At 39.7% G+C, this 19,992-nt stretch carries 15 protein-coding genes; 4 read left to right on the top strand and 11 right to left on the bottom strand.

Features of this window, described 5'->3' with window-relative positions; translation table 11 throughout:
- Nucleotides 1–37: 37 nt before the first annotated feature.
- From IGI49_RS14540 to IGI49_RS14530, 3 genes are all read right to left on the bottom strand, one after another.
- A complete protein-coding gene (locus IGI49_RS14540; RefSeq protein WP_429962274.1) occupies nucleotides 38–1,699 on the bottom strand; it encodes a DUF3883 domain-containing protein in 1,662 nt (553 codons plus the stop codon).
- A gap of 49 nt (nucleotides 1,700–1,748) precedes the next feature.
- On the bottom strand, nucleotides 1,749–1,934 hold the full coding sequence (locus IGI49_RS14535; protein WP_429962273.1) for a YlcI/YnfO family protein: 186 nt from the start codon (nucleotides 1,932–1,934) through the stop codon (nucleotides 1,749–1,751).
- Nucleotides 1,935–2,427: 493 nt separating this feature from the next.
- Nucleotides 2,428–3,021: a TetR/AcrR family transcriptional regulator gene (locus tag IGI49_RS14530; protein ID WP_429962272.1), complete on the bottom strand. Its 594-nt coding sequence runs from the start codon at nucleotides 3,019–3,021 to the stop codon at nucleotides 2,428–2,430.
- Nucleotides 3,022–3,180: 159 nt separating this feature from the next.
- Between IGI49_RS14530 and IGI49_RS14525 the strand changes: the two genes are divergently transcribed.
- Entirely contained in the window at nucleotides 3,181–4,302 is a 1,122-nt protein-coding gene (locus IGI49_RS14525) for an alpha/beta hydrolase family protein (protein WP_429962271.1), read from the top strand.
- A 262-nt stretch (nucleotides 4,303–4,564) separates the two neighbouring features.
- On the opposite strand, the gene IGI49_RS14520 is transcribed toward IGI49_RS14525, so the two are convergent.
- The 5 genes from IGI49_RS14520 to IGI49_RS14500 form a co-directional block, all read right to left on the bottom strand.
- A complete protein-coding gene (locus IGI49_RS14520; RefSeq protein ID WP_429962270.1) occupies nucleotides 4,565–6,463 on the bottom strand; it encodes a beta-glucoside-specific PTS transporter subunit IIABC in 1,899 nt (632 codons plus the stop codon).
- A 12-nt stretch (nucleotides 6,464–6,475) separates the two neighbouring features.
- The gene (locus tag IGI49_RS14515) at nucleotides 6,476–7,906 is read right to left on the bottom strand and encodes a 6-phospho-beta-glucosidase (protein ID WP_429962269.1); all 1,431 of its coding nucleotides are present in this window, start codon (nucleotides 7,904–7,906) and stop codon (nucleotides 6,476–6,478) included.
- 17 nt (nucleotides 7,907–7,923) lie between these two features.
- Nucleotides 7,924–9,357, bottom strand: a complete 1,434-nt coding sequence (locus IGI49_RS14510; RefSeq protein ID WP_429962268.1) for a glycoside hydrolase family 1 protein — start codon at nucleotides 9,355–9,357, stop codon at nucleotides 7,924–7,926.
- Between the two features lie 99 nt (nucleotides 9,358–9,456).
- Nucleotides 9,457–10,290, bottom strand: a complete 834-nt coding sequence (licT, locus tag IGI49_RS14505) for a BglG family transcription antiterminator LicT (RefSeq protein WP_429962267.1) — start codon at nucleotides 10,288–10,290, stop codon at nucleotides 9,457–9,459.
- Between the two features lie 381 nt (nucleotides 10,291–10,671).
- Entirely contained in the window at nucleotides 10,672–11,535 is an 864-nt protein-coding gene (locus IGI49_RS14500; protein WP_429962266.1) for a hypothetical protein, read from the bottom strand.
- 563 nt (nucleotides 11,536–12,098) lie between these two features.
- Between IGI49_RS14500 and IGI49_RS14495 the strand changes: the two genes are divergently transcribed.
- The 3 genes from IGI49_RS14495 to IGI49_RS14485 all read left to right on the top strand — a co-directional run bounded on the left by IGI49_RS14495 (nucleotide 12,099) and on the right by IGI49_RS14485 (nucleotide 17,326).
- Nucleotides 12,099–13,277: a hypothetical protein gene (locus IGI49_RS14495; protein WP_429962265.1), complete on the top strand. Its 1,179-nt coding sequence runs from the start codon at nucleotides 12,099–12,101 to the stop codon at nucleotides 13,275–13,277.
- Nucleotides 13,278–13,565: 288 nt separating this feature from the next.
- Nucleotides 13,566–15,917 carry a MucBP domain-containing protein gene (locus IGI49_RS14490; protein ID WP_429962264.1) on the top strand — a complete coding sequence of 784 codons (2,352 nt, stop codon included), beginning with the start codon at nucleotides 13,566–13,568 and terminating at the stop codon, nucleotides 15,915–15,917.
- Nucleotides 15,918–16,165: 248 nt separating this feature from the next.
- Nucleotides 16,166–17,326 carry an MFS transporter gene (locus IGI49_RS14485; RefSeq protein ID WP_429962263.1) on the top strand — a complete coding sequence of 387 codons (1,161 nt, stop codon included), beginning with the start codon at nucleotides 16,166–16,168 and terminating at the stop codon, nucleotides 17,324–17,326.
- Nucleotides 17,327–17,431: 105 nt separating this feature from the next.
- On the opposite strand, the gene IGI49_RS14480 is transcribed toward IGI49_RS14485, so the two are convergent.
- The 3 genes from IGI49_RS14480 to IGI49_RS14470 are packed head-to-tail and all read right to left on the bottom strand — an operon-like array spanning nucleotide 17,432 to nucleotide 19,770.
- Entirely contained in the window at nucleotides 17,432–18,532 is a 1,101-nt protein-coding gene (locus IGI49_RS14480; protein WP_429962262.1) for a sensor histidine kinase, read from the bottom strand.
- Nucleotides 18,533–19,189 (bottom strand): response regulator transcription factor, encoded by a 657-nt coding sequence (locus IGI49_RS14475; protein ID WP_429962261.1) that lies wholly within the window; start codon nucleotides 19,187–19,189, stop codon nucleotides 18,533–18,535. It lies immediately after the preceding gene.
- An 8-nt stretch (nucleotides 19,190–19,197) separates the two neighbouring features.
- Nucleotides 19,198–19,770 (bottom strand): hypothetical protein, encoded by a 573-nt coding sequence (locus IGI49_RS14470; protein ID WP_429962260.1) that lies wholly within the window; start codon nucleotides 19,768–19,770, stop codon nucleotides 19,198–19,200.
- Nucleotides 19,771–19,992 lie beyond the last annotated feature (222 nt).

Raw genomic sequence — 19,992 nt, 5'->3', positions numbered from 1 at the left:
TGCCATTCCATAAAAAGAAAAAGTAATTATTAAATATTCACTTTTGTAAACCTTGTTTTTTTCCGAATTTGAAACTCGTGGGAATCATCTCAAACTCATTCTCAAAGTCTTCGTTGATGTCAAATACACACCAATCAAAAGAGAATTTTTCCTTATTCAAATTGAAAATGCGGAATATTTTATACTCTTTGTCGTCTGATTCAATTACTTCATTCATTTTTTCTACTTCTCTTGCAGTAATATCAAATGGACCATTGGATCTAGTTGTCGATTTCACTTCAAAACAAATTTCTTTTTTTGTCTTCTGATTAATAACTACGATATCATATCCTAAACCATCTCCAAGCATGTCCTCTTTGATCATTGAATTACTTGATACATGTCTTACAATATACTCTTTACCAGAATACTTTTGCTTCAATATTTCATAGGCAAGTTGTTCACCGACTTTTCCAGTAACACCTTTTATTCTATTGTTCTTATCATAATCTACATTCTTAATTAAGTTAGACCTTTTTGTTTTAGATACTGACAACTCTCCTAATAATTCAGAGGACTCTTTACCAGAAAATTTATCTAGTTGGAACTTATTATCTGCTATATTCTTCCATCCTACTTCATCATCAGAAATAGTCTCCGCAAGACTTTCAAATACTTCTTGTTTTTTCCAAGAAAAAAGTTTTTCTTTTTTCTTTGCATTTTTGCTCTTTGCCTGTACCTCGTTCATAATAAAAGCAGCATGGTATTGGTTTAGTAAATGTAGTTGGTTTTGCTCATTAGGATTCATAAATACACTATTTAGATATTTAAAATAACTTTTCTCAAAAAATTCTAAATATTCATTTAGATCTACCTGTTTTCCCAGAAGTAAGCCTTCAACTTTAACACTGTATTTTTCTTCACTTTCATCCTTGTGAACTGAGGAATTGGCTTTGACAGCTGCATATATGCTATTGCTATATGAAAGCAACAGAATATCCCTGTTTTTTATTGAAGAAAGTACATCCATAGATTCTTTATTCATTTGTGGAAACCAGAGAATTTCCTCATTTTCATCAAAACCATATTTGAGTTCTTGATGGAAAATATAAAACTTTGAATTACTGTTCTTTTGATTGCCTTCTTTTGCACTGATGCTTTTTTTCGGCGATCTTAATTCCAGAGAACCTTTGTACTTACCATTTATAATTTTGTTGTATACTTTGGTATGTTTCTCAACACTTTTTAGTATGATTGATGATTGTAAATGTTCATTCCCACTTGTGTATCCTAAATCTTTCAATAACTCATAGCTGCTAATATCAACGTCCTTAGGCTTATCTACAAAGTATAGATGTCTAAATAATTGATTGGTTCCTTCTTTGAATCCCCAGACTTCCTTAGCAATTTCATCGTTGGTTGCTGTTTTCAAAACATTACATGTAGATCCAATTTTATTATCCCCTAAATAAAACAATACTGTTGTATCGTTATCTAGCTTTCCCCACTGTTTTTTGCTGCCCTCAATTAATCCCCATAAGTAAACTGTACCTTCAGGGTATAAAGCTTCTAATTCCTCATAAGAAATTTCAGTTTCCCCTATAGAAAGCCACTCCCTAAATTGTTCAAGTGGAATACCGTTTACTATAGATTTTTGGTAATTTTTATAATTATCGCTTTTTTTATCTTTCAATGAACATGCTTGAAAAAATAGCTGCATTTCTCATCACTCCAATAGTTATTGAATTTTTTCTCAAGACAAACTACTGCTAGTCATTTCCCTCTTTATCCATATTTTTAATCGCATATCTGCAAGCTTGAATGACAAAAGAAGAAAAGGTTGCATCTTCTCCTTCAATCGCTTTTTCAATTTGTTCAATTAATGGCAAAGGAAATCTAATTGTTTTATTTTCAGTCTCTTTTCGATCAGGCTTTATTTTGAACTTTTCAACCATGACCCATTCCTCCCTTTTATACATAAATTCATCGTATGGCATAAAGGCAATTAAATATGCATTGCATTTTGCAATGCAAAAAAAGCGTCCCGCATACTAATGCGGGACGCTATTTCGAAACTTCATTATAAATATTGTTATCAGTAACAACCTCCTATCTCTTACTTTACAATGAATGACGAAAATTCTAAGAAACAAAAGCAATTGGCATAGTGTCTTTAGACTTTCATTATGCATTTTGAGTAAAAACTCTATGGTTTTACTAGCATAAATTTCAAAAGTACTATTCTCAACAAGCTTTAAATGCATAATAGATCCCTCCTTTATACTTAAAATACGCAAAAAAGAGGGCTTCATTTTTTATCTCGAACTTTTTCACTTTTTTTGAACTTACAACTACTAGTATGCACTATACTTTTAAATTTGGATTCTCCAGAAAGAATTACTAGCGTTTATCCTTATATCTATTTTGAAATATTCTATTAGTCTAAATCTACTTGTATCCATCCTTAATCTCTGTCAAATAAGCCTTCACCAGCACCCCCATCCCCTCACTCAACTCCAACTCATCCTCCCTATCATAATAAGGACTCGTCATCTGGTACCAGCTATAAGTCAAATGGGAAACCAGCACAGTCAGCTTCTCATATTCACTATCTTCAATATCATCGCGCATGACCCCTGTCTTCTTCAACGTCAAAAAGATCTTCAAATAAAAATCAGTCAGCCGTTTTCTGAACTTCAGCAGCTCTTCCTTCATGGAAGGAAATTCTTCATGGATATTGACGATATATTTGTAGTAATACATATTGGTCTTTCGGATTTCTTGAATTTCTTGAATTGAATTTTTTAACAGGTCTAGGGCATTTTCGTCAGTGATTTCGGCATCGACGAAATTAAAGAAGGTGCTGTAGAGCTCTTCCTGAAGCCGCAGCATGATCGCTTCTTTTTTGGGAAAGTGATAGGTTAGGTTGCCGATGGTGGTGCCGGCATGTTCGGCGATATCTCGTAAAGAAACGTCGCTGTAGCCGCGCTCCTGGAATAATTCTTTGGCACTTAAATAGATTTTGGTTTTGGTATCTGTCACACAAGTCACCTCGTTTTTTCTTTCGCTGCTGGTTAAAAATCAGCACAGGTTTTCTTCTGTTTATAGTATACACCAGAAAAAAGGCTATTGACATCTCGAATAGTACAGTGTACTATTAAATTACAAACAGTACACTGTACTAAAAAAGGAGCGATTCGAATGGAGAATAGAAAAAGACCACCTGCACAAGATATTGGACGGATTTTAGGAGGCGGTATGTCGCCGGAGGATTTTCTTAAAATGATGGCGGAAACTGAGATGAACCTGGAGACCTTTGAAAAGGTTGCCCCAGAGGATGCCCGGGATTTCGTAGAAGTGTGTGAACGTTTAGGGGATGAAGCTTACAGCTATGCCAAGCAGAACGAGAAAGCTGGGCATAAGGAAACAGCTAGTGAATACTACTTCAATGCCAATGCAATGTATCGTTTAGGGGATCACGGGATCAAGGCCTTTGACGAAGAGAAGTATCGAATTTATGGCAAGCTGGTGGAGAGCTTTAAGCGGCACAAGCAATTGTCACAAAATGAAAGCGTTCAATATGTTGAGATTCCTTTTGAAGGCAAAATGATGCCCGCTTATCTTGCACTGCCTAACAATGCACCGAAGGACGTTCCAGTAATCATCTGTGTGGTTGGAGCGACTGGCTTCAAGGAAGAAAATTTTGTGATCGCCAAAACGGTAGTGGATCGTGGTTGTGCAGCGCTGATTTTTGATGGGCCTGGTCAGGGTGAATGCAATTTGAATCGTGAGCTGTATTTGACTGAAGATAATTATGATGAGGCTGTCTTGGCAGTAGTTGATTATATTTTGGAAAATCCAACGGTTGGCAATACAATTGGGATTATGGGAGTAAGCTTTGGCGGCTATCTAGCTACCAGTGCCGTTTGCCGTTATCCGGATAAATTCGCTGGATTAGTGGTTCGAGGAGGCTGTTCACAGCTGGATCAATTGACGATGCACACCTTTGCGGGGGTTGAGCGTTTTTACCTATACAACTTCTTGAATAAGTTCAACGTGGAAACCTTGGATGAAGCAGCAGAAATTTCCCATCGCATGAACTTGGATGATGTGCTGAAAAATATTACCTGTCCCATCTTGGTAGAGCATACAGAAGAAGATCCAGTCATCGGTGTGGAGGGTGCGAAAACCATTCATCGCAATGCTTCCAGTACCGATAAAGAATATTATGAGATTAAAGGCAATATTCATTGCGGCAATAATGAAGCACAGAAGACATGTACTTATGGTGTGGACTGGCTGCTGGATCGGATGATGAAATAAAAATGGCAGCCTATGATTGGTCTTTCCGCAATCATAGGCTGCTTCATCACTTTTATTATCGTTGCTTTACTTAATTGAGTTCGCTTTCTCCATACTCATCTTCAACATTTCTACATTGAACCAACTACCAAAGGCTAAAATACTACTCTCTGGTAAATTCTAATGCTTCTTTACAGCCAAAAGGAATGAAAGAGTCAAACACTCTCAACCACTGCCTTTTCAGCTATTGACTTGCAACAATAATTCGCGTACTCATCCTACCTTATCCCATCACCTGCAACAAAACAGATTCTTCATCCACTGGACAGTCAAAGCTGTTCTTGTTAATCTGTTGAAATTCTTGATAATTTGTCACAACAACGGGAGTAATGACGTTGTAGCCAGCCTTCTTCAAGCCCTCTAAATCAAACTCCATCACCAGCTCACCTTTTTTCACGGCAGCACCAGCTTCTTTTAAAAGGGTAAATCCTTTTCCGTCTAATTCGACAGTATCGATTCCGATATGAATCAGCAGCTCCAAACCTTTGTTTGATTTGAACGCAATGGCATGCTTTGTCCGAAAAACCATGGTAATTTCGCCATCAAAAGGAGCATACAGTTTGCCCTCGATCGGTTCGATTGCTACGCCTTTGCCAACGATTTCGTCAGAAAATGTTTTATCCGGAACCATTTGAATATCTAATAAAGCACCTCTCAAGGGACTTGAAACTTCTTCAGAAACCGTACTAGTCTCCGTCTCAATCAGTGCATCGCCGACCTCAACTTCCTCAAATTCTTGTTTTTGTGCTGCGTCTTCCTCACCTAATGGACTAAATTTCAAGAACATGGTTAGTCCAAATGAAAGGACAAAGCTGATGATCAAGGCGATAACGATAGCTATTAAGCCCTGTGTATTGCCATCTGGTGCTATATAGGTTGGTAGGACTAGAATATTCGGTGCACTAAATGAATAGGTCCGAACGCCTAAAAGCACACCTACTAAACCGGCAATTCCACCGGCCAGCATCGCTGCATAAAAAGGCTTTTTCAGTTTAAAAGTGACCGCGAACATCCCTGGTTCGGTAATTCCAAACAAGGCTGAAATTCCGGTAGAAGCAGCAATGGATTTTTGTTCTTTATTTTTCGTTTTCAGCAGAACTGCGAAAATAGCACCGGCTTGGGCAACGTTACTAATTAAGCAAAACGGCAGCCAAAAATTGTCATATCCCGTATTTGCTAAGTTTTGAATGGCGATCGGCATGATTGCAAAGTGCATTCCGGTCATTACCAACAATGGATTTAATCCTGACAGAGCAAATCCGGCTATAGGTCCAGCTGTAGAGAACAGCCAATCCAATGCAGCTGAAAGATAGGTTCCGATATAATTTCCTAAAGGAGCCAGAACAATCAATGCAATGGGGATCGTAATAATCAACGTGACTACCGGTGTTAAAATAAATCGAAATACATTTGGTATATATTTATCGGCAAAATGATACACGTAACTCATGAGCCAAATGGTCAAGATGATTGGAACAACCGATGAACTATAGCCTAAGTAAGGAACATCCAGACCGAAAAATTTCAAGGGTGCCAAGCCTTCAGCTGCGCCATTAATCAGTGTCGGATACAGTAGGACTCCAGCAGCAGATAATCCGATAAATTCATTGACTCTGAATTTTCTTGAAGCAGAGACAGCAATCAAGAAAGGCAGAAAGTAAAAGGCGGCATCTGAAATCATGTAGAACACGGTATAAATACCAGAATCGGCAGTAACTAATCCAGTCAGAGAAAGGACAGTTAAAATACATTTCATCATACCGGCACCGATGATAGCTGGTAAGATCGGCGTGAAGATTCCTGAAATGACTTCAAGTATCGTACTGAAGGGATTGGTTTCTGCTTTCTTTTGTTCAGTTGCAGGCTTCATTGCCGGCTGACCGATTTGTTTTTCTACTTCTTTGTAAACCTCGGCGACATCATTGCCAATAATAATTTGATACTGATTTTTTCGATTTTGGGTTCCTAACACGCCCTTAATTGCTTGTACCTTTTCATCATCAACCAGAGCCGGATTGATAAGATTAAATCTAAGTCGTGTGGTACAATTCCAAGCTTGATCAATATTTTCAGTGCCACCGACCGCTTGAATAATCTGATTAGCCATTTCATTGAAATTCATTGTGATCCCTCCCTATACGTTTTCACCGTTACTGGCGATTACTTGCTTATACCAATTGAATGATTTCTTCCTGCTGCGCTTGAAGGTTCCTTGGCCTTGATCATCTAAATCCACATGAATAAAGCCATAACGCTTAGACATTTGACCTGTCCCGGCACTGATAATATCAATGCAGCCCCAAGGTGTATAGCCCAGTACTTCTACTCCATCCTTGACTGCTTCCTCTAGAGCGAGGACATGCTTTCTTAGATAATCGATGCGGTACTCATCGTCAATTATCCCTTGCTCATTTGGCTCATCCAGTGCACCTAAACCATTTTCTACGACAAAAAGCGGTATCTGATAGCGGTCATACAACGTATTCATGGTGATTCTTAAGCCCATCGGATCAATGATCCACCCCCATTCGCTTTTTGGCAGATAAGGATTTTCCAGACTTGAGAAAATATTTCCATCGGTCTTCTCTGCACTAGAAAGTACCTGATCATCGGCTGAAACAACCTTGGTTGAATAATAGCTGAAGCCGATAAAATCAACGGTATGCTTTAAAATTTCTTCGTCTTCTTTTTCTTGGTGAATGACTAACTGATTTTCTTCAAAAAAGCGCTGACTGTAGCTAGGGTATTTTCCTCGCACTTGAACATCAATAAAGAAGAAGCCTTCTCGATCCAGCATTTTTGCTGCCCAGATATCGTTAGGATTGCAGGTATTAGGGTAAGCCTCACCGGCAGCCAGCATACAGCCGATTTTATTTTCTGGATCAATTTCTCTGGCTAGCTTGGTTGCCAGTGCTGAGGCAATCAGTTGGTGATGTGCCGCCTGATATTTGGCCTGCAAGCTGTTCTCGAATTTTTCTGGATCAAAGCTGCCGCCTAAAAAGGGCAGTACTTGCAGGATGTTGATCTCATTAAAGGTCAGCCAATACTTGACCTTTCCTTTGTAGCGGTTAAACATCACTGAAGCGTATCTTACGAAAAAATCCACCAGCTTTCGATTGGTCCATCCATCATAATTTTCGTATAAATACATAGGTGTGTCAAAGTGATTCAGCGTTACTACCGGCTCAATACCATAGGTTAGGCATTCATCAAATAATTCGTCATAAAACCTTAACCCGGCTTCATTCGGCTCTTCTTCATCTCCATTTGGAAAAATACGCGGCCAGCTGACCGACAGCCGCAGGCACTTGAAGCCCATTTCCGCAAACATCGCGATGTCTTCTTTGAAAAAATGATAGCCGTCAATCGCTTTATGGCTTGGGTAATAGTCAAAGGTCTGGCTCACTGCCAAGCTCGGATGATACATGACATGCACCCGGTCCTCTGCCTTGGTAGGTAAATAATCGACTGGTCCAAGCCCCTTTCCGCCTTCTCGATATCCTCCTTCGTACTGATTTGCGGCAATTGCTCCACCCCATAAAAATGTTTCGTCAAATCCTGCCATATTTCTTCCTCCTCTTTTTATCGTTCTGCTCCATTGGTTGCGATGACTTTTTTGTACCATTCAAAGGATTTCTTCTTATATCTTTGCCCAGTGCCTTTGCCGAAATTGTCGTAATCGACATAGACAAAACCATAGCGCTTCTCCATTTCCTGTGAGGAGGCACTAACTAGATCAATCGGCCCCCAAGCACAATAGGCAAATAGCTCTACGCCATCCCTGATACATTCTTCCAGCTGCTCAATATGTTTGCTTAAGTAAGTGATCCGGTACTCATCATTAACAGTAGTTCCTTCCAGCTTGTCATACATTCCTAAGCCATTTTCTGCAATCATGATTGGCTTTTCGTAACGATCCCAATACTGAGAAATACAGTTGTACAAGCCCTTTGGATCAATCGACCAGCCCCATGGGTTTGCCTTCAAATAGGGATTTGGACTGCTGGCAAAATAATCCTTGCCATTTTTTTCAATCGAAACCATCTGAGAAAAGTAATAGGAGACTGCTAGAAAATCCATCGTATTTTCCTTCAAAAGCTCCTTGTCTTCTTCGGTCTGCTGAATACGGTACTGATTATCCTCGAAGAAACGTAAAATGTAGCCTGGGTATTTGCCACGAAACTGAACATCGGTCATATAATAGCTCATGCGATTGTGCTGGAGCGCCAACACAACGTTTTCTGGATTGCTGTCTTCTGGGTAAGCAGTCAGATCCGCCAGCATCGTGCCTATTTGCAGCTTTTTGTTTAACTGTCGAGCCTTTTTGACGATTCGAGCACTGGCTACCATTTGATTATGAACGGCTTGAAATTTGGCTTCCTCCATATTCTCCACCTGATCAATGCAGGTACCGATTGAATTAAAGGTTTCGATGTGCAGCAAATTGATTTGATTGATGGCAATCCAATAGGTGACCTTTTGGCCAAAGTGCTCCAGCAAAGTTTCTCCATACTTTACAAATAGATCAATCACCTCTCTGTTGTGAAAGCCGCCGTATTTTAAGGTGATGTTGACGGGAATTTCATAGTGAAGCATCGTCACAATCGGCTCCATCCCGTTCTCAATAATTTCATCCAGCAGACGATCATAGAATGCCAGTCCTTTTTTATTAGGTTCAGCCTCATCGCCATTAGGAAAGATGCGGGCCCAATTTATCGATAATCGAAAGGTTTTGAAGCCCATTTCTTTTAGATAGCGCAAATCTTCTTTGTAGCTGTGATAAAAATCAATCCCGTGCCGTTTTGGATAATAATGCTCTTCATCTTGCATCGCCGTCAGCACTTGGGCCTTCGTCATATTGGATACATGAAGCTGCGAGGTGTCTACCTCAGGATCATAGACAAACAAATCCGCAATCCCGATTCCCTTGCCGTCCTCCTTCCACGCACCTTCAATTTGATTTGCCGCAATGGCTCCTCCCCATAAAAAATCTTTTGGAAAACTGCTTTCTCTCATTGCTTTTTGCTCCTTTCAAAAATAAAAAAGGCGATACCTAAAACCAGCCTAAAAAAGCTCGTTTAAGGTATCGCCTGCTTTACCAGTAACAATCCTGTTTTATTTTTCAGTGACTCGTTGAAGATGCACCATCAGGTAGAACTTCTCATCGTCATTGATTGCTATGTCTTGTGTTTCCTGCATGTATTGATCAATTTTCTCAACACAGGCATAGGTTTTCGGCCATGAGGCAGCCAGCTGCTTCAGCATTGAAATATTGGACTTCGGAAAATCGGCATTGGTTACTGCCCGATGAGCGAAAAACTTCAAATGAACCAAAAAGCGCTCGTAGGAAATATCCTCTGTACTTAATTCGATCGAAAAGTGATAAGAAACAATGTTTAAAATGTCTTTGACTATCTTGGGAATCTGCATGGTTTGATGCATTTTTTCCTGCTTTTGCTGTGCATTCACAAAATGAAGCGCAATGAACCCTGCTTCGTCCTCCAACAAGTCCGTACCTAACTGATTTTTGATCAAGGTAAGTGCATGAGAAGCCACTTCAAATTCCTTTGGATAAATTTTCTTTACTTCCCACAGCAATGGGTTGGTTAAATCCAGCTGCTCTTCGTGACGCTGGATGGCGTTCTCAATATGGTCGCTTAAGCTCAGGTACAAATATTTGTTTAATTTAATGTCTAGCTTTTTCTCGCCATAAATGATGATTTTCTCAATCAGCTCCAGCTGTGATTTTGAGGTATTGGCTAAAAAGTCTGCAAACAGCTCGGAATTTTTGCCAGATTCCATGCGGAAAACTTTTTCTATTTTGGTTTCATCAACTGATTCGCCTGGTCGAGAATGAAAGGCTAAGCCGTTTCCAATAAGGACAATTTCGTTGCCTTCTTCATCTGTCGTCATCAGTACATTGTTATTAAATTTCTTCTTGATAATCATCCTTAAGAAAATTCACCTCCTAAAAAACAAAAAAGAACACGCAAATACACACAATTATTTGTGGTATCGCCTGCCTCACCAGTAACAATCCTTGTATTCAGTTGTGACCGTTTACACAAATTATGATAGCATCGTTATTATTTTTTGTCAATACTCCATTTTTAGTATTTTAGTTTGTTATCTATCAAATATGTTGACCGAGAGTTTAGCTGGTAAGCATTTTCTCTAAATCTCTATTTTGTATAATTAAGCTATTAACTGTTTTACCTAACTTCGCTTCTTTTACGATGATCGCTCACTTTTTGAATGAGTGAAGCTAAGGAGCAATGAGCGAATGAAATCGTGCACTCTTCTGAGGACTCACACGATTTCTTTCTTCGTTCAAAAATGATTAGAAAATTTTCCCTTCACTTCACGGATCTCTTCATAGAAAGCATAATCGGTTTTCTCAATTTTGCTACACAAAATCTTGGTTAACTGTTTTCCACGATGTTCAATTCTAGCATTTGCCTTTTCTAGAAATTCTCCGATTTGCTCATCTGAAGGTTGGATCGTGCCTGAAAAATGATTTTCCCATAGCTCTGCCGGCGTATAGTCTTCATTTACAAATACGTGAAGAAAATAGATATCGACAAATCGTTTCCAAGCATTCAGCGGTTCCAGAAATTCATATAAGGATTGTAGCGTAATATCCCAATAGTCTTTTGAGAAAAGATATCTGCCGGTATTCATCCAATGCGGCAACACGGTAAAATTTCCGAAGGTGTGAGACATTATAGCGAATCGTTCGAAGGCTGAAAAGTTCTTTGCGACCAGATCAAACTGTTGATAGTTTTGATTCTGATATAGGATTGGTTTTTGTTCTGAAAGCTGCTTCTCCGGATCGATACCAATTTCAGCATACACCTCATCTTTGTTGGAAGAATTCACTATAGCTCGGTTGAACGTCGTAATGAAGGTGTTCATCGCTTCTCCACGTATAATATCCGTTTGGTTTTCTTGCCAATCTAATGCTTTATATAGCGGAAAAGCCTCTTTGTCACAATCAGCCTTTGCCCCAGCTTTGCCTGACACATTAAACCTTGGTCTTTCCTTAAATTCAGAATTTTTATACTTCAACATGCAGGTAATGGGATCTGTGTGGTTGATCGTTGCTTCATCACAGTAGCACTTTTTAAAGTCCCATTCCCACGGTTTTTCTTGCCTTGCTTGGCAATGATCAAAAAATTCCTCTACAGAATACATCTGCTCTCTCCTTTCCTATTCATTCTTATGCTGAGGCCTTGTTGTTTAGACCAAATAAAATAGCTGTTTCGTTTATTTTACTATCCAAGATAACCAAAAACCATCACTTCTATTTTGAAATGAGCGCATACAAGTTTTTGGATACTGCCTATATCTCTGAACTTATGCCATTCCACTCTAAATCGGCGAGCAAAAAAATCATTTAGCTTCTTATTCTTCAAAATTATAATTGAAACCTAAAAAAATTTATTCCTTCCCATTCATACTTCCCTTAAGTATTTCTTAAACTTATTAATCGAAAATCCGACTAAAACTCCTTAATAACTCGCTATAATATCACGAAAAAGCCCTAGAAAAAATAACAATACATTTAATAATAATCGTTACAATTATATTTACAGGCAGGAACAAATATGCTAACTCGCAGGGTTTATGTTAGCATATTTGTTCCTTTTTTAAAAAAACACTTGATTTTTTATTGGAATACATTACAATGGAAGCGGATACCAAAACAACATGAAAAAATTCACTACACTTACAATTATATATGAGGAGATATCGCCATGACCGTAAAAAAACTTCAGCAAACCCAGCTTCTATCTATGAAAAGACCAGGACTCGAGCGCCGCTTTTTCGAGTATTTCGCAGAGCATCACGCAATTCAGCACATAGTGGAAAGCTCCGTTTTTGTACTTGTTCGCAATGCTTTTTCACCCGTTGATTTTTCCTTCTTAGCTCAAGACTTAATTTGTCGTTTATTTTTAGAAAGCGATGTGCAGGAGCTAGCCTCTGTCCGCCATTTTTGCGTCTATTTTAAAGAATTTTTCACCCCTGAAGAATGGGAACAGGTCCTTTCCCGATTATTTGAAAACCACGAAGAGTATTTAACAGTTACGCAAGCGACTCGCGAAAAAACCGATCATCTACATAAGATGCTGCACTCTGGCAGCCGCGAAGTAACAGAACTTATGAACATTTCCACTGTCTATAAAGACGCCAATGGCAAAAAGCATCGCTTTACCCTAAAGGATGCTGATCCTTGCTACACGATCGAAGAAACCACTGCCCTATTATCCATCTTAAACACACTAACCATACTTGAAAAAGACGGCGTAAGACGCTTCACGGAATTGGTCCGCTACATTTATTTGCCGACTGAGCCCGTTTACGATAGTGAGCGTGAAGCATCAATAGAAACAGAACCGAATGTTGACATGATGAGAATTATGCTGCCACGAATCTCAGAAGCCCTAAAATATTTGGAAAATCTATCAGAAATTGGTGAAGCGGATGGCTCACCAGCACCTGCTATATCCATGGAGTCTAGCGACAATTCGAAAAATAATGTCTACGCAGACAAGACTCCAGAAGAATCGATTGAATTCTTACTGGATGGCTTTATAGTGCCTCCCGAGGCAGATGACACAGAGCTGGTGGATCGGATTCTGACAGCCTTTGTACGTGGGATTAAGCTGAAGGATGCCCAGGCCGAATTCTTTACGGACGATGAACCAGAGAATCAGCCTGATTATAAACCCGACAAGAATTTCAGTAAAAAAGTGGCCACGAAAGAACTTCCTGAGAACAAGAAAGACAAAAAAAGTGCTAAAAAAAATGAAACCAAAAAGCAAACCTCCTTTGAAAGTCCGGAAGAGCTTCGTAAGAAAAAAGAACGGTGGGAACAGCTGCGGTTGAAAAGGCGAGCAGACAAAAAGCGCGGCAAGAAGAAAAAGCGGAAATAGGCTAAATTGTTTACGTTAACGAAAAAAAGTCGATAAGCACAGGCAGATGTGCTTATCGACTCAAAAACTGCTGCGGTTTCTTTGCAATTAAGTCTATTTCAAAACTAACTGTACGGAAGCATTGTTAATCGAGCTAGCTGTCAAAAATCAGATGCTTAAAATTCGTATGATGTCTGAGCCTGCTAGTTTGTTGCTTTTCTGCTTTGATTTTATAGAAAAGCTATACCAATCAAATAAGTTGAACAATCCCTCTTTTGTAGATAGTATTTACTGACAAGGAGGCACATCATGAAAATAGTAACTAAAATTATAACGGTATTTTTACTTGCTGCTTTGTTTCCGGTAAGTGCTCTAGCTGCCGAAACCCAGCCTCAGGCATATGGAGATATTCGACTGGAGATTGATGGTCAGGAATTTTTACCCGGGTCAATCTTTGACGGTCAGGTCATTAAATCTGGCAGTGAAAAGAAAATCGTTGTAGTTAGCAATTATCCTTGGACAGTGGTCAATTCTGCCTCTGCGGATGGGGAAGTTTCCGTATCCCCTTCCTCAGGTGATGTTGGAAGAACAGAAATTTCTCTATCTTTTATCAAAGGCGGAAACGTTAGCCTGATATTTGAAGAACAAGGCAATAGCCAAGACCGAGACCAATTTAACTTTAATATTACTTCCTATGGAAATTTGATTTTACGGTATGAAAACGAAGCGGGTGAAGCGATATCTCCCGATGAGATTAAGCATGAAGAACCCTCATGGTTTTGGTACGATTTATCTGGCGAAACACCAAAAGATATTTCTGGCTATGCGTTTAGTGCGGTTAAAGCTGGCAGTGCCCCTCTATCTGGAAGCCTAGGAGAAGGAACCAAGGTTATTACCTATGTTTATAAGAAAATATACATGGAAAGCTCTATTACTATCCGTTATGTAGATGAAAACGGCAATGAGATTCAACAAAGACAAACGGTTCAAGGTCTGGTTGGCAATGACTATCTGGTTGAGCCAGCTGCTATTGACGGCTTTGCTTTTAAAGAGATTCAAGCCGACAGTGAGCCAATTCGAGGGAAATTTTCTGCTGAGCCACAGGTTGTTACCTTGGTTTACTCCAAGTTGCCGAATGTTCAATTAGGGCACCTCTTAATTAGATATGTTGATGAAGAGGGCAACGAGATTCAGCAGCGAGAAACCATTCACGGATTAGTTGGCAGTGATTATCTGGTTGACCCTGCTGTGATTGATGGCTTTGCTTTTAAAGAAGTACAAGCCGATAGCGATTCGGCTCAAGGGCAATTCTCTGCTGAACCTCAATCGGTGACCTTTGTTTATTCCAAATTGCCAAATGTTCAACTGGGACATCTTTTAATCCGTTATGTGGATGAAGAGGGCAATGAGATTCAGCAACGAGAAACGATTCATGGGCTAGTTAGTAGCGACTATTTAGTCGAACCGACTGCGATCGATGGTTTTGCTTTTAAAGAAGTACAGTCAGGCAGCGATCCAGTTCAAGGGCGATTTGGTACTGAATTTCAAACGGTAACCTTTGTTTATGCTAAGCTGCCGAATGTTCAATTGGGACATCTCTTAATTAAATATGTTGATGAAGATGGCAACGAAATTCAGCAACGACAAACCATTCATGGATTAGTTGGCAGTGATTACCTCGCTGAACCAGCTACGATCGATGGCTTTGCCTTTAAAGAAGTACAAGCTGATAGCGATCCGGCACAAGGGCAATTCTCCACTGAACCTCAATCGGTGACCTTCGTTTATTCCAAACTGCCAAATGTTCAATTAGGAAACCTTTTAATTAGATACGTTGATGAAAACGGAAATGAGATTCAACAGCGAGAAACCATCCATGGATTAGTTAGTAGTGAGTACTTAGTTGAACCGACTGCTATCGAAGGCTTTACCTTCAAAGAGATCCAAGCTGATAGCGATCCTGCGCAGGGGCAATTCTCTGCTGAACCTCAATCGGTGACCTTCGTTTATTCCAAGCTGCCGAATGTTCAATTGGGGAATCTTTTAATTAGATATGTTGATGAAAATGGGAAAGAGATTCAACAGAGTCAAACGCTTAACGGACCGATCGGGGAAGGCTACGATGTTTCCTCTGATCAATATAAATTAAGCATTGATGGTTATGTGCTCGTTGAAGAAAAGCTGCCGAATAACATGAAGGGAGCCTTCACTGCGCAAGAACAAACCGTGACCTTCATATACAAAAAAATTGATCATCCTATTGTAGTAGATGAAGGCACCGTAACTACTAACTATCTTGACGAAAATGGCGAATCTTTAGCTCCTTCAAACACTCAAACTGGACAGATAGGACAGGAATACACAACTACTGAAAAAAACATCAGCGGATATGAATTAATGCAGACTAAGCTGCCAGAGAATGCTGCAGGCAGCTTTACTAAGGAACCAATTACTGTAAATTATATCTATGCCAAGCAGCAAAATTCAGCAGTCACAGATAAAGCTACACCTGTCCCTTCCAATAAACAGACAGGAGCTAATCATTCAAGTACAACCTACCCCAAAACTGGGGAGCATACGTCACTTGTTCTGACACTGACAGGCTTGAGCCTCTTGTCCTTAGCTGGTTTGCTTATCTATAAACGAAAAACTGCTAAATAGCTCGATAAAATCAACTCAATTACTAGAAGCTGACTTCTAATGATTGGGTTGGTTTATTATTTTGTCTGTATGGCCTGTTAAAGTAAAGTTGTTCATGATCAGATTAATTGACTATTATACTTCTGGACATGTTTAGCCTTTTCATAAGTAATCTATCCTACCAATTTTGAAACCGCCATCAAACTTTAATACACCTGTTCCTCTTTTTAGAGTAAAATGAATTGATTGGCTTCTAAGGAGGAGAAAACGTGAACCACATCCACAAATTAAGAACCAAGTTGGCAATATTAGCCATTTCCCTAATGCTGACGAGTGCATCGGCTATCAATGGTGCTTTGCCCATTATGAAAAGTGACTTGCGGATCTCGCAAGCACAAACGGAAATCTTAAGTACCTTGCCTAATCTATTTGTCATCCTTTCTATCCTACTATCCAGCCTTATTGCAGACAAAATCGGGATGAAAAGAACGGTCACGTTAGGCTTATTGTTGGTTGGTGTCGGCGGCAGCTTACCTATCCTAATCAATAGTTATCCGGCTGTCATTCTTTCCCGTTTGATTTTAGGAGCTGGGTTGGGACTCTTTAATTCACTGGCAATTAGTTTTATTAGTATTTTTTATGAAGGTCAGTTGCGGGCCTCCTTACTAGGCATTCGAAATGCTTTTGAAAATATTGGTCAGGCGAGCTTAACCTTATTAGCTGGTTTATTGTTAACCTTTGGATGGCGTTATTCCTTCTCCGTTTATCTGCTGGCTTTTCCATTAATCTTGATTCTTCACTTCTTTGTTCCTGAAACAAAGGTGCCAAAAGCAGCAGTTGAGGAGCGGAAGAAGCCCTCAGCTAAAGAAAAAATTGATCCCTCCATTTATAGTCTCTTCCTGTTTGCAGTCTTGATGATGATAAGTTATTTTGCCATCATTGTTCGTTTTCCTTCTATGGCTGTAGCGCTTAAAGGGGCGAACGTTAATTCAAGTATTTTTTTAGCTATCATGCCTCTTTTTGGCATTATGGCCGGCTTGTTGTTTGGCACAATGAATCGAGTATTTAGAGATAAAACAGTTTATTTATACCTTATACTGCTGTTTACTGTAAATCTTCTTGTAAGCTTAGCGGATCATCACTTTACGTTACTTGTTTTGGCCTTGTTTCTATCGGGGGTTCCTGTTGCTTGGATGGTTCCTCATATTTTCAATTATATTGGCAGTATTTCTAAAACCAGCACGCAGTTGAACTTTTCAACCTCTCTAATGGTTGTTGGGTTCAATTTAGGCGGGCTGCTTGCACCTTCTGCTATGCAGTTCATTCAAGTTCTTACCAGGAGCAAAAGCTTGTATGCACCTTTTCCATTTTTTACGATTCTTTATGCCCTGATTTTAGCGGCCTTGTTGCTTCGACAGCTTAAAAAATAGTGCCAAGGAACACAACTAGTCGTGTTCTCCTTGGCACTATTTTTACGTTGATTGATTTCTTGTCAGGGAACTTCTCTACGCTTACCGAAATGTGACTCCTGTCTTCTAAAAAGCTGCTGTCACCTCGACAAAGCCAGCTTTATTTTCGATCGTCAGGGTACCTCCATGAAGCAATACAATTTCTCTGGCAATTAAGAAGCCTTGCCCGGTTCCTTGGTATTCATGGGGAGCGAGCTTACGTCCTTTGTTCATTTTTTTTAGCGTACTAGCTGCAAGAGGCTCTTTGGCAGGATTTTTAATGATGAGTTTTTTTTGACTAATATGAAGCTCCGCTGAGTTGTTATCCCGAATAGCATTATCCAGCAGATTGACAAGGAGCCGATTCAACAAAACCTCATTGCCTTGGACCATTTCTTCATTCTCAACCTTCAGCATCACCGTTAGATAATTAGGCAGTAGTGCATTAACTAAGTCAGATAAACGAAGGGCTGTTTTCTTTGGTTCCTGTCCTTTCAAATCTCCCATAATCAATAGTTCTTCGATGGTTTTTTGCAGTGATTTAGACTCATCTAAAATATTTTGAGCCATTTTCAGCTGATTTTCCTCTGACTGCTTCGTCCGCAAAAGCAGCTCTGAATAGCCGGAAATCAAGGTTAAGGGCGTTCGTAGTTCATGCGACAGGTTTTGAATGGGCCGATACAATTTTTTTAGTTGCCAATAAAGCAAAGCCCCCACCGCCACAGACAACCCTAGTCCTGAAGCAACAGTCAACAGAATTTGCTGATGGAAGCTTTTATATACCCGACTGATATCTTGAACATAAGTGATTTTTACCGTTCCGTCATTACTAGTTCCTTGCTTTTCCAAAAATAAATAATGGAAACTGCCAGCTGATACTACGCCGCTTGAACTGTCCAACTGGTGCTGTGTAACAGATGGAAGCGAGGAAATTTTTACCGTTCCATCCTGCCGGGTCACTTTAAAATACAATTCTTGCGACTGATGAACTTGCTGCAGCACATGGAGGATACTGCTATCCTGATCCACTAAATAGCTATCCAGATTTTCTGTAGTCAGCTGAAGGTTTTGCTGCTCCTGCTTTAATTCCTGGTAAAAATCCGTGGTCAGAAACAGGAACAAGAAAGCAAACAGGATGATCTCCAATAGAGAAAAGACAAAAAGGAAATTTTTCTTCCATAATTCCATTTAAGAAACCTCCAAACGATAACCCAATTTAAACACAGTGACTAGCCTTTGATTTAACGCCAGCTTCTTTCGCAAGCGCTGGACATGAACATCGACGGTTCGCTCATCCCCGTCATAGTCCATCCCCCAAGCCTGCTGCAGCAGCTGTTCTCTAGTCAGCGCAATATTTTTATATTGAATAAAGGTTTCCAGCAGGGCGAATTCCTGCGGGGTTAATTCGATTAAACCTCCCTGTAAATAAACCCTTCGTTCCTCCAGCAAAACCTCCAGCTGATCCAAGGTGAATCGTTCCTTGGGACCTTGGAATCTTCTTAATACAACCTCTACCCGTGCCAAAAGCTCAGCAATCGCAAATGGCTTTACCAAATAGTCTTCACCGCCTAAATTCAACCCCTTTACCCGATCAGAAATTTCACTGCGGGCGGTCAAAAAAATCACCGGAATTTGATACTTGTTGATCATAGGCATCAACTGAAAACCATCCTTATCGGGTAATTGAACGTCTAAAATAATCAAATCAAGCAGATTTTTTTCGATTACAGTGAGAGCCTCCATCCCAAAAAAAGCTTGCAGGCATTGATGACCATTGGTTTCCAAACTCATAGTAACCAGCTGATTAATCTTTTTTTCATCTTCTACAACTAATATCTTTGCCATATTCTTCCTTACTCTTTAGGATGACTTGACGCTTGAAACAATGCAGCAGAAATCTCCATGATTATTTCGACGTTCAAGTCCTTAATTTTTCCCTCAGGATCCACCTGATACTTCTCCAAAATTGCTAAAATGGGGGTCTCCGAATCATCCTCTTCCCCCATAGCCATTACGTCTCCTTCCATCGACTCCAGTGAATAGGTAAAATCTTCAGCAGTTGACGGTTTTTCATTTTTAGCTAAAATAGGTGCTTCTGCTTCACTGTGTAAATAATAGGAAGCCTGAAGATAATCAAACTGTTCTTTCGTTAATTCCCCTACTGTTGTTTGATTCTTGTCTAGCTGATACTTTTGGGTCAGGTCAGTTATAATTCGCGCATCAAATGCTAGCTCGTTTTCATAAAATACGGTCAAGGTCTTTTCATCTGCCGGTTGATAATTGCTGTCGTTTTCCTTTTGTATTTCGATTGTTTCATTATTGGCGAAGGCCTTTTCAACCATTCTTTGATAACCTAAGAGCCCAAAGACAAATACCGCTACCACGATCAAACTAATTCCTACCAGCTTTTTCCATAAATGCTTCATCTTGCATTCCTCCTTTGTTGTCTTTAGGATAAAGGTAAGATGTTGCCAAGTTGTAAACACTGCAACTATTCGCGCTTCATTATAGCAAAATTATTGATGCTCAAAAAGATCAATCTGTAGTATCGTGTTTCTTTCCAATCAAACTTATTATCAGTAACCCTCGCTGCCAAAAAGTTCTTGACCTGGGATGCGTTTCAGAGGGTATTATATTCATATAGATAT

It is taken from the genome of Enterococcus sp. AZ071 (assembly GCF_050499065.1).
Lineage (GTDB): Bacteria > Bacillota > Bacilli > Lactobacillales > Enterococcaceae > Enterococcus_A > Enterococcus_A ferrettii.
Note: the sequence above shows the minus strand (reverse complement) of the source record. Positions and strands in the feature narration are given on the sequence as shown.

Bases quoted from the DNA above. Each gene is read 5' to 3' on its own strand.
- IGI49_RS14540 (WP_429962274.1), bottom strand. From the start codon at position 1,699: ATGCAGCTATTTTTTCAAGCATGTTCATTGAAAGATAAAAAAAGCGAT.
- IGI49_RS14535 (WP_429962273.1), bottom strand. From the start codon at position 1,934: ATGGTTGAAAAGTTCAAAATAAAGCCTGATCGAAAAGAGACTGAAAAT.
- IGI49_RS14525 (WP_429962271.1), top strand. From the start codon at position 3,181: ATGGAGAATAGAAAAAGACCACCTGCACAAGATATTGGACGGATTTTA.
- IGI49_RS14520 (WP_429962270.1), bottom strand. From the start codon at position 6,463: ATGAATTTCAATGAAATGGCTAATCAGATTATTCAAGCGGTCGGTGGC.
- IGI49_RS14515 (WP_429962269.1), bottom strand. From the start codon at position 7,906: ATGGCAGGATTTGACGAAACATTTTTATGGGGTGGAGCAATTGCCGCA.
- IGI49_RS14510 (WP_429962268.1), bottom strand. From the start codon at position 9,357: ATGAGAGAAAGCAGTTTTCCAAAAGATTTTTTATGGGGAGGAGCCATT.
- licT (WP_429962267.1), bottom strand. From the start codon at position 10,290: ATGATTATCAAGAAGAAATTTAATAACAATGTACTGATGACGACAGAT.
- IGI49_RS14500 (WP_429962266.1), bottom strand. From the start codon at position 11,535: ATGTATTCTGTAGAGGAATTTTTTGATCATTGCCAAGCAAGGCAAGAA.
- IGI49_RS14495 (WP_429962265.1), top strand. From the start codon at position 12,099: ATGACCGTAAAAAAACTTCAGCAAACCCAGCTTCTATCTATGAAAAGA.
- IGI49_RS14490 (WP_429962264.1), top strand. From the start codon at position 13,566: ATGAAAATAGTAACTAAAATTATAACGGTATTTTTACTTGCTGCTTTG.
- IGI49_RS14480 (WP_429962262.1), bottom strand. From the start codon at position 18,532: ATGGAATTATGGAAGAAAAATTTCCTTTTTGTCTTTTCTCTATTGGAG.
- IGI49_RS14475 (WP_429962261.1), bottom strand. From the start codon at position 19,189: ATGGCAAAGATATTAGTTGTAGAAGATGAAAAAAAGATTAATCAGCTG.
- IGI49_RS14470 (WP_429962260.1), bottom strand. From the start codon at position 19,770: ATGAAGCATTTATGGAAAAAGCTGGTAGGAATTAGTTTGATCGTGGTA.